Source organism: Flavobacterium sp., from assembly GCF_025352015.1.
GTDB lineage: Bacteria > Bacteroidota > Bacteroidia > Flavobacteriales > Flavobacteriaceae > Flavobacterium.
Genome location: NZ_JANXUG010000027.1, coordinates 23,840 through 36,936 on the forward strand (window position 1 = coordinate 23,840; position 13,097 = coordinate 36,936).

8 protein-coding genes are annotated in these 13,097 nt (G+C 34.4%); 3 read left to right on the forward strand and 5 right to left on the reverse strand.

The window, feature by feature from the left end; all coding sequences use genetic code 11:
- Window positions 1–44: 44 nt before the first annotated feature.
- Together Q0Q96_RS02960 and rimO are read left to right on the forward strand one after the other, a co-directional pair.
- Window positions 45–1,559: an outer membrane protein transport protein gene (locus Q0Q96_RS02960; protein WP_293871531.1), complete on the forward strand. Its 1,515-nt coding sequence runs from the start codon at window positions 45–47 to the stop codon at window positions 1,557–1,559.
- A gap of 130 nt (window positions 1,560–1,689) precedes the next feature.
- Window positions 1,690–2,994, forward strand: coding sequence for a 30S ribosomal protein S12 methylthiotransferase RimO (gene rimO, locus Q0Q96_RS02965; protein ID WP_293871533.1), 1,305 nt, complete (start codon window positions 1,690–1,692; stop codon window positions 2,992–2,994).
- 94 nt (window positions 2,995–3,088) lie between these two features.
- Here the strand turns inward: rimO and Q0Q96_RS02970 are convergent, their stop codons facing one another.
- Window positions 3,089–5,284 carry a radical SAM protein gene (locus tag Q0Q96_RS02970; RefSeq protein ID WP_293871535.1) on the reverse strand — a complete coding sequence of 732 codons (2,196 nt, stop codon included), beginning with the start codon at window positions 5,282–5,284 and terminating at the stop codon, window positions 3,089–3,091.
- Between the two features lie 207 nt (window positions 5,285–5,491).
- Between Q0Q96_RS02970 and Q0Q96_RS02975 the strand changes: the two genes are divergently transcribed.
- The gene (locus tag Q0Q96_RS02975) at window positions 5,492–9,121 is read left to right on the forward strand and encodes a T9SS type B sorting domain-containing protein (RefSeq protein WP_293871538.1); all 3,630 of its coding nucleotides are present in this window, start codon (window positions 5,492–5,494) and stop codon (window positions 9,119–9,121) included.
- Between the two features lie 76 nt (window positions 9,122–9,197).
- Here the strand turns inward: Q0Q96_RS02975 and Q0Q96_RS02980 are convergent, their stop codons facing one another.
- The 4 genes from Q0Q96_RS02980 to aqpZ form a co-directional block, all read right to left on the reverse strand.
- Window positions 9,198–11,057 carry a peptidase M61 gene (locus tag Q0Q96_RS02980; RefSeq protein WP_293871540.1) on the reverse strand — a complete coding sequence of 620 codons (1,860 nt, stop codon included), beginning with the start codon at window positions 11,055–11,057 and terminating at the stop codon, window positions 9,198–9,200.
- Window positions 11,058–11,177: 120 nt separating this feature from the next.
- A complete protein-coding gene (locus Q0Q96_RS02985) occupies window positions 11,178–11,450 on the reverse strand; it encodes a TIGR03643 family protein (protein ID WP_293871543.1) in 273 nt (90 codons plus the stop codon).
- Between the two features lie 173 nt (window positions 11,451–11,623).
- Window positions 11,624–12,226, reverse strand: a complete 603-nt coding sequence (locus tag Q0Q96_RS02990) for an alpha-ketoglutarate-dependent dioxygenase AlkB (RefSeq protein ID WP_293871545.1) — start codon at window positions 12,224–12,226, stop codon at window positions 11,624–11,626.
- A 68-nt stretch (window positions 12,227–12,294) separates the two neighbouring features.
- Window positions 12,295–13,002: an aquaporin Z gene (aqpZ, locus tag Q0Q96_RS02995; protein WP_293871547.1), complete on the reverse strand. Its 708-nt coding sequence runs from the start codon at window positions 13,000–13,002 to the stop codon at window positions 12,295–12,297.
- Window positions 13,003–13,097 lie beyond the last annotated feature (95 nt).

Genomic DNA, 13,097 nt, shown 5'->3' on the forward strand with positions numbered 1-13,097 from the left:
GAATTGCATAGATATTTTTTTGAATAATAAATAATAATTACACTATGAAAAAATATTTATCAATTATCATTATTGGATTGACATTTTCAGTAATGCAAGCACAAGAAACAACACCCGAAGATGCACTTCGATATGCTGTTGAAAATTTAACAGGATCTGCAAGATTTAGAGGTATGAGTGGTGCTTTTGGGGCAGTTGGCGGAGACCTATCTGCTATCAATCAAAATCCTGCTGGCTCGATATTCTTTAATAACAATTACGCCACTTTTTCAGGAACTAGTTTTAATACTAAAAATAATTCTGCCTATTATGGCACCAATACTAGTGACAAAGACAACTCAATAGACATAAATCAAGCTGGAGTAGCTTTTGTCTTTAAAAACAATAATCCAAAAAATGATTGGAGAAAGTTTACTGTTGCGCTTAATTATGAAAATAGTAATAATTTCAATAATAGCATTTATTCTGCTGGAATCAACCCTTACAATTCTATTGACAAATATTTTTTGAGATTTGCAAATGGTTTACCTCAAGAAGGAGGTATAACACTAACAACGCTTCAAAATGCTAATTTTGAAAATTTGAATTTTATCGATCAACAAGCTTATCTTGGTTATCAAGCATTTATATTTAATCCTGTGAGCACTGATCCGTTAAATTCAAATTATGTTTCTAATGTTCCAACCAATAACAATTATTTTCAAGACAATTATAACAGTACTAGCGGATATAACGGAAAATTTACTGGAAACTTTGCAACAGCTTATAAAGACATACTTTTTTTAGGGGTTAATCTAAACTATCATTACTCGAATTTAACTAAATCTACATCTGTATTTGAATCTTATAACACCGCTAGCGCCACAACGGGATTACAATCGGTGCAATTTGACACCGAAACGCATACTTATGGAAGTGGTTATTCATTTAATCTTGGTGCCATTGTTAAACCTGTAGAAAATTTACGCCTCGGATTGGCCTATGAATCTCCAACTTGGTATAGATTAAGAGATGAACAGCGACAAGCTGTTTTTGCTAATTGCCCCGATTGTGGCACTTCTAATCCAGTTGTGTTTAATCCAGGAATTACGATGATTTATTTACCTTACACTGTTCAAACACCTAGCAAATGGACAGGAAGTGTCGCATACATATATGCTAAAAAAGCAGTATTGAGTGTTGATGTTTCGTCAAAAAATTATACTAACACCAAATTCAAACCGCAAAATGATTATTCAGGTTTGAATTCATTTATGAATACTGCTTTGCGCAATGCTATAGAAGTTCGTATAGGTGGCGAATATAAAATCAAAAAAGTGAGTTTGCGTGGCGGATATCGTTTTGACCAAAGCCCTTACAAAGTCGATCAAACTTTTGGAGATTTGACAGGATACTCTGGTGGATTGGGCTATGCATTTGGCGACAGCCGAATAGATTTAGCATATTCTTATGACCACAGGAATTTTAATTACACCTTTCTTTCTTCAGGATTGACAGATCCTGCCAGAATAAGTAGTTACAACAATAATGTAACCATTAGTTATTCTATAAATTTCTAAAAAATAATAATTGAAAACTATAAACCGATAGTGCTACTGTCGGTTTTTTGTTTTTAAACAAAGACTAACTAAACAATTCGAAATAAAAAGAGTAATTTTGCACTCCTTCAAAATAATTGGAATTAAAGTTATGAGAACTAAATCATTAAAGAAAAATAAAATCAACGTAATTACTCTGGGATGTTCCAAAAACACTTATGATAGTGAAGTTCTCATGGGACAATTAAAAGCCAGCGGAAAAGACGTGGTGCACGAACAAGAAGGCAATATTGTTGTAATCAACACATGTGGTTTTATTGATAATGCCAAGGCAGAATCTATAAATACTATTCTTGAATATGCAACTAAAAAAGAAAAAGGCCTTGTAGATAAAGTTTTCGTAACCGGATGTTTATCCGAAAGATACCGTCCAGATTTAGAAAAAGAAATTCCAAATGTCGACCAATATTTTGGCACAACTGAACTGCCATTACTATTGAAAGCATTAGGCGCCGATTATAAACACGAGTTAATAGGTGAACGCATTACTACAACACCAAAAAATTATGCTTACCTTAAAATTGCGGAAGGTTGTGACAGACCATGTAGTTTTTGTGCTATTCCAATTATGCGCGGTAAGCACATATCGCAATCTATTGAAAAATTAGTAAAAGAAGCGGAAGGTTTAGCTAAAAATGGTGTCAAAGAATTGATTCTTATTGCTCAAGATTTGACCTATTATGGTTTGGATTTATACAAAAAAAGAAATCTTGCTGAACTACTAGAAAACCTTGTAAAAATAGAAGGAATTGAATGGATTAGGTTGCATTATGCCTTTCCAACTGGTTTTCCTATGGATGTTTTGGAATTGATGAAACGCGAACCAAAAATTTGTAACTACATTGATATTCCGTTGCAACATATTTCAGATAGTATTTTGAAATCAATGCGAAGAGGAACTACGAAAGAAAAAACAACTAAATTACTAAAAGATTTTAGGGAAGCTGTACCAGGAATTACGATTAGAACCACTTTGATTGTGGGTTATCCTGGCGAAACTCAAGAAGATTTTGAAATAATGAGAGATTGGGTTCAAGAAATGAAGTTTGAACGACTGGGTTGTTTTGCGTATTCTCACGAAGAAAATACACATGCTTACTTGTTAGAAGATGACGTGCCCGAGGCAATAAAACAAGCTCGCGCTTCCGAAATAATGGACTTGCAATCGCAAATTTCTTGGGATTTTAATCAAGAAAAAATTGGACTAACTTTTAGATGTGTAATCGATAGAAAAGAAGGGCAGTATTTTATTGGAAGAACCGAATTTGACAGCCCCGATGTTGATAATGAAGTACTTATTGAAGCATCAAAATTTTATGTCAAAACAGGCGAATTTGTTACTGTAAAAATTATTGATGCTACCGAGTTTGATCTTTACGGAGAACCCGTTTTGTAATAAAACTAAATGACACTACCTGCACGTTTTTGCCACAGTTTTAATATTATTGATATGTATTATATTAATAAGTAGGAAAGAATTTCGGGATAATTCAAATAACTAACAACCCAAAGTTTTTAAGAGATTGTAGTGGTTTTGAATACCAAAATAATTCAAAATTCTCAAAAGAAATTTCGAAATCATCTTTGAGCTGTGCAAAGCTTATTGTTTGATTATTGTTTACACTAAGTAATTCCAATTTTTTAAACCACCAATCCCCTATTTCTTTTTCCAATCTGATTTCTAATGTTGCTTTTTTACCATGAAAAGTAAGCACCATCATTTGCCAGTGATTTCCTTTTTTTGATTTAGTAACTATTTCAGTTATTGGTTTCCCTCCTATCCAAACAATTTTTGCCGAAGGTTTTGTTTGTATACTTTGGTCTTTTTCAAGACATGAAACAATATAATCGGAAGCGATTTTTGTTTTAGGGATTTTAAAATCAAACCAATCTTGAAGTTCATACTCAAAACAAATGCCGTGCATATAATTGAATAATGATTTTTTTAACCCAAAACTAAATTTATCGTGGTCAATTCCAGTTTTGTCTTTGAAATGAATGTCATTGTTTGCAAAAGTAATTGTGTTAGCAATTGGAATTACACCAAAATCTTCTGGAAACATTCCCACAGGACTGTGAGCGGTCATGGCAAACTGATGCCAAAACCCCGATTGAATAATTTCTAACTCAAACATTTGGCGCACCATTTCTAAACTGTCAACGGTTTCCTGAAGCGTTTGCGTTGGATAACCATACATCAAATAGGCATGAACCAAGATTCCAGCTTCTGTGAAATTCCTTGTCACCTTTGCAACTTGTTCTACCGTTACACCTTTTTGAATTAATTCTAATAATCTATCAGAAGCCACTTCCAATCCGCCCGAAACGGCAATACAACCCGAAGCTTTTAGTAGCAAACACAAATCGGCAGTGAAATTTTTCTCGAAACGAATATTCGTCCACCACGAAATTGTAAGTTTCCTGCGAAGAATTTCTAAAGCAACTTCACGCATTAATACTGGTGGTGCAGCTTCATCTACAAAATGAAAACCATTTTCTCCATTTTGAGCAATGATTTCTTCCATTCTGTCAACTAAAGTTTTAGCAGCTATAGGTTCGTATAGCTTTATATAATCCAAAGAAATATCACAAAAAGTACATTTTCCCCAATAGCAGCCGTGCGCCATCGTTAGTTTATTCCAACGTCCATCACTCCACAAGCTGTGCATTGGGTTGGCAATTTCGATAACCGAAATATATTTATCCAAAAGCAAATCAGAATAATCAGGCGTACCAACATCGCTTTGTTTATAATCGGGTTTAGTTGCGTTGTTTTTATAAACTACTTTGTTGTTTTCGAGGAGAAACGTTCTTTTATAAGTAGCTCCTTCAGAAAGACAAACTGCTTTGTGGAGCAATTCTACAGGCAATTCACCATCATCAAGTGTGATGAAATCAAAGAATTCGAAAACCCTTTTATCTTTTAAATCACGAAGTTCTGTGTTTGGGAAACCGCCACCCATGGCTATTTTTATTTTTGGATAATGCTTTTTGATGAATTGTGCACAACGAAAAGCACTATATAAATTACCAGGAAACGGAACTGAAATCAATACTAAATTGGGTTGAACTTGTTTAAGTTTTTCTTCTAAAATGGGCAAGGAAATACTATCGATATACGTCAAGTCGTGATGTAGATTATTGTACATTTCATCAAACGAATTAGCGCTTCTCCCCAATCTTTCGGCGTAACGGCTAAAGCCAAAGTTTTCATCAACCGTTTCTTTGATAAAATCAGATAAATCTTCGAGATATAGCGTGGCTAAATGCTTCGCTTTGTCCTGCATTCCCATAGAACCAAATGCCCATTGCATATTGTCTGATTGATCGAAACGTGAAGCTTGTGGCAGAAAGTTTCCGCTGCAGATTTGACGTGCCAATGTTGGATTTTTTCCCTGAAGAAAAGCAATAACAGCATCAACAGTGTTGATGTAATTCTCTTTAAGTGAAAAAATTCGTTGCAAATTTTGAGTTCCTTCAACTGCGGTCGGGATGACAATCTCCGTTCTAGAAAAGATACTCGTTAGACCTTGTTTTGAAAAAAGTTCCAGTATCACCTCGATACCTAAATCCATTTGATAGGCTAAAATGTTTTTAGTATTTAAAAATCCTTTCAAATAGGCTGTTGCCGGATAAGGCGTATTAAGTTGCGTAAACGGCGGTGTGAGTAAAAGGATGTCTTTCATTTGCTATTATTGACGCACAAATTTACTTTATATTTTTTATGATGTCACGTATTCATTACTATAGAAATAAAATAGTCATTAATAAATCTTTAATAAAAAGTATGTTGATTGCTAATGTCGTTGATATAAAACTAAATAAATCATAAATTTGTTTTTTTATTCACAAGAACTTTCTTATATTTATTTTCTTGTCTTACAGCGTAATTTATGAAAACTGTACTGTTTTTTTTTCTACTATTGTCAAGTACCGCTATTTTTGGTCAAAATAAAACCAATGAAAAGATACTGTTCAAAACTGTTTTGAATGATCGGAAAATTGAGGATAGATTAGGTCACTTAATTACTGATGCTTTTAAGAGAAAAGTTTTTTTCGAAAATGAACAAAAAAATATTTCATTACAACGTAAAAAAAGCATTACTTCTATTACATCATTAAGTGCTGTTCCGCTATGCAGTAACGGAAGTTTTGAAGAGTTTGATACTATTTCGGGTACTAATGTTTTAAAAAACTATGAATATATCGATGGAGCTCCGTTAAACCCGATGCAATGCAAACCCATTTCGGAAGTTGCGAATTTAAGAATTAAACAATACGACCCAAATGATGTTGGCCTTATGGTTTCAACAGTTCCCTCTAATTTTATTGATGAATTTATTGGTAATATTAATGCATATGATCAATATACTTTAAAACTTAATTATAAGGAATCTTCTCCAACTATGGGTTTACTGCAAGCCAAACGTTTTAAAACCAACAATGAAACGCAATTAGTTTTTAATTATAAAGCTGTTTTACAAAGTATTACAACAAATGACCATGATAACGAACAACCATATTTTAAAGCAAGAGTCGTAAATCATTCGGGCGTGGTGGTTGATGAATTTTGTTTAATTGGCACACCTACTAACTGTATTTTCAAACAAGCCAATATTGTTGAAGGTGGCAATATTATACTTTATACCCCAAACTGGCAAGCCGGAATATTAAATATTTCATCAATTCCAAATAATGAAAATTTTACTCTCGAAATAATGGCTTCACGATGTGGTTTGAATGGCCATTTTGGCTACGCCTATGTTGATGATATTTGCTTGTTGCACGCCAACGAAAATCTTCAAGGCAGTATCCAATTAGATCCATTGTATAAAATATGCCCAACATTACCTATTTCAGTATGTGGAAGTTTTACCATACCTACTTCGGGCACTATCAATGCTACTGTTACATCGGTTGTACTGAACGTCAGAGATGCAACTGGTACGGTAATTTATACTTCGCAAACACCGACAACTTTGGATTTAGTTACCAAACGTTTTTGTTTTGACTTGGTTGCTGCCAATTTACCAAACATAATCACCGAGAGTTACAACGTTTCTGCCACAATAAATTTTGGAATTACACAAACCAACTGCAGCGGTACCAGCTTCAATTCGGCAACAGATGACGATGCAAATCCGGGTTGGGATATTTGGTTTTTGAATTGTGTAAATTGCAATGTTGCCGTTCAAACTACGAGTTTAACATTGTGTGATAACAATAATGATGGGAAAGAATTTTTTAATCTTTCGAATGTCAATAGCGGTATTGTTACCAATGCAAATGGATTAACTTTTAGCTACTTTACTAATTTAACCGATGCCACAAACAATACAAATCCTATTGTTGCCTTTACAAATTATGAAAGTTATTCTACAACTATTTTTGTAAGAGTTACACAAAGTGCAACGTGTTATAAAATAATTGGGGTTCAACTTATTGTTAAAAACCCGTTTGCAAGTATTAGCGGTATACTAAACGTTTGTTCGGGCAGCACTACGCTCACCGCATCACCCGGAGTGAGCTATTTGTGGGCTGGTAGCTTACAAACTACTCAAAGTATATCAGTAGGTGCAGTGGGAACGTATACGGTTAGAGTAACAGATTCTTATGGTTGTATTGCAAATGGCTCGGTAACTATTTTAAGTAATTCGGTAGCGCCATTACCGTCTATTGTGTTGACGCAGCCAACTTGTTTTACCGCTACTGGCGCTATTCAAGTTACGTCAACAGCATCGGAATATAGTTATGATAATGGAGTAACATGGGAAACAAATTCGATAAAAAACAACTTACCTTACGGAACTTATTCGGTTAAAATAAGAACTGCCTCGGGCTGTACTTCTTATAATTCTAATGTGAGCATCATCCCTTATTTATCTTCTTTTCCCGATTTTACCTCTGTTGACCCTCTTTTTTGTGGGGATAGAGGAAGCATCACCATTACTTCAACAGCTGCTGAATATAGTTTTGATGATGGCGTAACGTGGACCACTAATAACATTGCAACCGGACTAGCATCGGGTATTTATTTAATTCGAACAAAAGACGCACAGGGTTGTATTTCTAATTTTAACAGTGTTTCTTTAAGTAGCGAATTTTTAGCACTCCCATTATATGTCAAAGACAATCCTTTTTGTGGTGCACTGGGTGGCATAACAATAACAACTCCTGCCATGTCATTTAGTATTGATGGCGGAACAACTTGGCAAGCTTCAAATGTATTTTTGAATTTGACAAGCGGAAGTTACCTCGTTAAAATTAGAGATTCACAAGGCTGTACGTCGCCCAATGCTTATGTTTATTTAAATAATTTACAAGACAGTTATCCCGATTATGATCTTACAGAAGCTGGTTGTGGTACTTATGCCTCACTGAAAATTTTAACACCTGGTGACGAGTATAGTTTTGACGGAGGTGCAACTTGGTCAACCAATAATACATTGGATAACTTGAATGGACCAGCAAATTTTCAAGTGGTTGTAAAAAAAGGAATTAATTGCAGATCTTATACTGGCTATGTATATTTAAACAGTCATTTTCTTGCTATTCCGACCGCCATTGATTATCATATCAACTTGTGTGATAAACTAAATGATGGTTCTGAAAATGTAGATTTAACGTTTTATAATACCAATCTTATTGCCAATGTAAATGCTTTTGGGTTTTCTTATTTCACGACTGCTGCCGATGCCGAAATAGGAAACGCCACTGGAAGTATTGCCAACTATACCGCTTGTAATTTGAGTAATACTAATAATACTGTTTATGTACGTGTTACCTCTGCTGATGCTTGTCATAAAGTCGCTGCCTTGTCATTTACTTTCATAGATTCGCCTAGAATTGTTATGGAAGATAAATACCCTCTCTGTGAATTTAAGACTGTTTTAATCGAAGCAGATTCGGGTTTTGATAGCTACACTTGGTCAACAACACAAACAACCAATGCAATCACTATAGCTTCACCAGGTAATTATTGGGTGGTTGTTACAGAGGATCACGGAAGCCTTACTTGTGATTCGCGCAAAGATTTTAATATCTTTTTATCAAATCCTGCCACAATTACTAAAATTGAGGAATTTGACTGGACAGAAAATAACAATAGCATTATAATTACAGTAACTGGTTTAGGCATATATGAATATTCAATAGATGGAATTGTGTACCAAGACAGCAATGAATTTACGGGTTTATTGCCTGGAATTTATCATGTATATGTCAGAGATAAATTTGGCTGCGGCACAGTGCTTGACGAAGCAGTACTGTTAAACTATTCAAAGTATTTCACTCCAAATGGTGATGGCATAAATGATAATTGGCGCATAAATTTTTCGCAGTATGAAGCCGACTTCAAGGTGAAAATATTTGACCGTTATGGCAAAATGCTCAAAGTAATGAATTGTATAGAAGCCTGGGACGGCACTTATAATGGCAGTCTTGTACCGTCAGATGATTACTGGTTTTATGTAACCCGTAGTGATGGAAAAATTCATAAAGGACATTTTGCGATGAAACGATAACGTTCATGGGAATGGCTTATAAAAAATCCTCAATTTGACATTCAAATTGAGGATTTACAGTTGGCAAAAAGATAACTTATCCTTTCAGCCAAGAAGTATTCAGAACCTGTTTTGAGGTATCGGTAAATTTATAGCCTTGCGCCTCGTCAAAATTCAGTTTTACTTTGCCGTTTATGGTTTGTTCTACGTTATCTCTCTTTATTTTCACACTTATCGCGTCGTCTGTTTTCCAGTTTTGGCTTTCTATTATCAGATCGTAAATGGTATCTAGATTATAGGGTTTATTGTTTATTGCCATAATAACATCACCTCCTTTTAGCCCTAAATTATTCATAAAGTTGTTTAATTCTGTACTCGGAATGACGATAATCTCTTTCGTTGTAGGGTTTACGGTGATATAAGGCGTTGACCGATCTTTTAACAATGGATTTACTGGAATCTGAATTTTTCCTTTGGTTACGCCCATTTTTGCAAAATAGGATTCGTAAGGTATTGGGGTTTTTCCAGAAACATAAGTGATTAAAAATTCGCCTACTTCGGGATACGTTAGTTGAGTGATTTTGCCAAAAAGTTCGTCGTCATTAAACGGCTTATTCACACCATATTCTTTGGATAATTTTTTCATTAAATCTAGAATTCCTCTTTGTCCATTGCTTTTTTCACGGATGATAATATCAATACACATTCCTATTAAAGCGCCTTTTTCATATACATTTAAGTACTGGTCTTTATAGGGATCTACAAGCACATTGGCACTCATTTCGGTAAACGGCATGGTGTCATTTAAGCTAGAAGCATTGGTTATTTTTGTTGCCATTCTTTCATAAAACGCATCGGCATCAATTAATCCTTGATTTACTTGAAAGAGATTGGCAAAATATTCGGTCACACCTTCATACATCCATAAATGTTTGGACATTTTTGGGTTGGTGTAATCAAAATATTGAATTTCTTTTGAGTGAATGCTCAAGGGAGTTACAGTGTGAAAAAATTCGTGCGACACTACATCCTTTAACTGTTCGCCCAAAGCTTCTTTAGGCATTAATTCAGGAAACACTACCGTGGTTGAAGTATGATGTTCTAGTGCTCCATATCCTTTGGCATCGGGTTGTTTTACATCTGACAGGTAAAGCAAAACGGTGTATCTTTTGTTGGTGTTAATAGAACCCAAAAAGGCTTTTTGAGCCCGCATTGTTTTTTCTAAATCGGGCAATAATTCTTTGGCTGTGTGTATGCCTGTTGGCGAATATACGCTGAACAATATTTGCATTCCATCAACAGTAAATGTTTCATAATCTGGTTTGGCATACATGATAGGATTGTCGGTCAAGTCAAAATAACGCGCTACAACAAAATTATCTACTGTAGTACTTTTATCGCTATCTATTAAAGAAGTTGCTCCAAAAAGGGTGGCAGGATGCAAAATAGTTAAGTTAAAATTTATCTCGGTTTTGTTGTCAAAATAACCCACAAAACCGTGATTGTTGACCATAAAATTTTTGCCTTCAAGAATATTTATACCTGCTGGCGAAAAGATATCGTCTTTGCCAAATCCTTTCCCCGTTTCAGTGTCGAAAGTGTCGTTTACCCAATAAGTGATTTTGGATAAAGATTTTGAATTAGAAATTTTCCAGGAGTTTTCATCTGTTTTAGCTGTTTTTAGTTCTTTTCCGGTTTTATCAAATGCCTTTAAATCATCGATAAGCTTTCCGTAATTATCGGCAGAATAAGTTCCTGGAACTGTTTTTGGGAGATGAAATACCACATCATTACCAACCATTTTTGGCGGAATTATAGTTACCATAACCTTGTCATCTTTTACATGATTGAGATCGATGGTTACTTTTTCTACTTCTTTTAGTGCTTTTTTTTGTGCTGTTGCATTGAAGTTAGAAACCGCCAAAATAAAAACAATACTTAAAATTAATTTTTTCATTGCTACAATTTTTTTTGGATAAGTCCTCAAAAATAATCAATAGTTACAAGGGATTACAAATTTTTAGATTTGATTAACTAAACAATAAAAAAAACTCTTGCTGCACAAGAGTTTTTAGGATTAATCAAATTTATTTTTGATATAATATTTACTATCCAAATCATCAAAGTCGTCGATAATTAATTTTGGTTTTGGCTTGCTTCCTGCAACTTTCTTCTTCCAAAGTTCAAATTTATCTTTGGAAAGTAGCTTTCGCATCATTTCACTAACTTCGTTTTCTGATAGCCCAAATTCTTCTTTAATTACTTCAAAAGGCTTTTTTCCCTCTTGCGCCATGCTGACAATCCGTTCTAATTGTTCGTAATCAAGTTCTACTAACTTACTTTTTTTCATTTCTGTAAAAGCATTTTATAAAAATATTCCTTGTTGCTTACTTTGAAATTCAATATTAGTAAAAATAGTAATTTGTTGGTTAACAATAGTATTATTTTTTCAACTTTTAAGAAATTAAAACAATTTTATATGAAAAGAGAGGTCTCTAAAAATTCAAAAATTAAATGGAATACCTATTTTATTATCCTAAACGTAAGATTTATTCTTGGACCAATTGGTTTTGCTGTTTTCGCTATTTGATGTTTCCAAAAATGTTGTGTTGTTCCGCTCATAATTAGTAAACTTCCGTGTTTCAAATTTAGTTTTAACTTTTGTGCTGCAATGGTATTGTGCTGCAAATAAAAAAACCGTTCCGCACCAAAACTCACCGAAGCAATAATTGGATTTATTCCTAATTCTTTCTCATTATCAGCATGCCAGCCATTGCTGTCTCTGCCATCACGATAATAATTCAGCAAAACAGTCGTGAAATTTTCAGTAACTATTTCTTCAATTTTGTTTTTAATAAATAACAATAAAATACTCCAAGCATTGGGCTGCATTACAATATTCGAATAGTGGTAAGGTTTGCCTTCGTTACCAAAAAGTGCCGTCAATCTGGGTTGCGGATGTGTTTTCCCATAAACTGTAATCTTGTCCTGCTGCCACGGAATTTCATTTTTTAAACTTTCAAAAAATGCATCGGCACTACCATTTTCAAAAAAATTAGGATAATACACAATCGTAGCATCGGGAAGGTCAAACGTAATTTTTTCTTTTGGGAAAAGTGAATTCATAATGCAAAAATAAAGAGAAAAAAATGAATGATTTCACTCTTTTCTCTTTATAAAATTAAATTCAAAAATTAAGCCTCCGAATAATCTTGTAACAGATTTTTGTAAAGTAATCCTGCAACAACTGCACCTAGAATTGGAGCCGCCCAAAACAACCAAACCTGCGATAATGCTTCGCCTTGAACAAACAACGCTTGTGATAAGGAACGAGCCGGATTTACAGAAGTATTAGTAATGGGAATACTTACCAAATGAATTAGCGTTAAGGCAAGTCCAATGGCAACTCCAGCAAATTTGGTATTGGCAAATTTATCGGTAGTCCCGAGTATTACGAGTAAAAAAAACATAGTCAAAACAAATTCTGCAATAAAAGCCGATTGCATCGAATAACCGTCTGGAGAATAAGCACCGTAACCATTGGATGCAAAAGCACCTGCTTTGGTATTATCAATCATAAAACCAGCTTTCCCTGAACAAATAATAAACAAAGTGCCCGCTGCAGCAAGTGCTCCAACGCATTGTGAAACAATATACGGAACTAAATCTTTTGCCGAAAATCTGCCTCCTGCCCAAAGTCCTAAAGAGACTGCAGGATTAAAATGGCCTCCCGAAATATGACCCACCGCATACGCCATCGTCAAAACAGTTAAGCCAAAAGCGAGAGATACACCAACAAATCCTATTCCCAAATTAGGAATTCCTGCAGCAAACAGTGCACTACCACAACCGCCAAAGACGAGCCAATAGGTGCCAAAAAATTCTGCAAATTGTTTTTTCATAAGTTTATATTTTTAATCATAGTTTATATGATTGGTTAGTTATTTAAAATTAAAAAGTAAATTACTAGTTAAAATATCACGTACTACAAACTTAT

Coding starts and splice junctions, on each gene's coding strand:
- Q0Q96_RS02975 (WP_293871538.1), top strand. CDS start 5,492: ATGAAAACTGTACTGTTTTTTTTTCTACTATTGTCAAGTACCGCTATT.
- aqpZ (WP_293871547.1), bottom strand. CDS start 13,002: ATGAAAAAACAATTTGCAGAATTTTTTGGCACCTATTGGCTCGTCTTT.
- Q0Q96_RS02980 (WP_293871540.1), bottom strand. CDS start 11,057: ATGAAAAAATTAATTTTAAGTATTGTTTTTATTTTGGCGGTTTCTAAC.
- rimO (WP_293871533.1), top strand. CDS start 1,690: ATGAGAACTAAATCATTAAAGAAAAATAAAATCAACGTAATTACTCTG.
- Q0Q96_RS02990 (WP_293871545.1), bottom strand. CDS start 12,226: ATGAATTCACTTTTCCCAAAAGAAAAAATTACGTTTGACCTTCCCGAT.
- Q0Q96_RS02970 (WP_293871535.1), bottom strand. CDS start 5,284: ATGAAAGACATCCTTTTACTCACACCGCCGTTTACGCAACTTAATACG.
- Q0Q96_RS02985 (WP_293871543.1), bottom strand. CDS start 11,450: ATGAAAAAAAGTAAGTTAGTAGAACTTGATTACGAACAATTAGAACGG.
- Q0Q96_RS02960 (WP_293871531.1), top strand. CDS start 45: ATGAAAAAATATTTATCAATTATCATTATTGGATTGACATTTTCAGTA.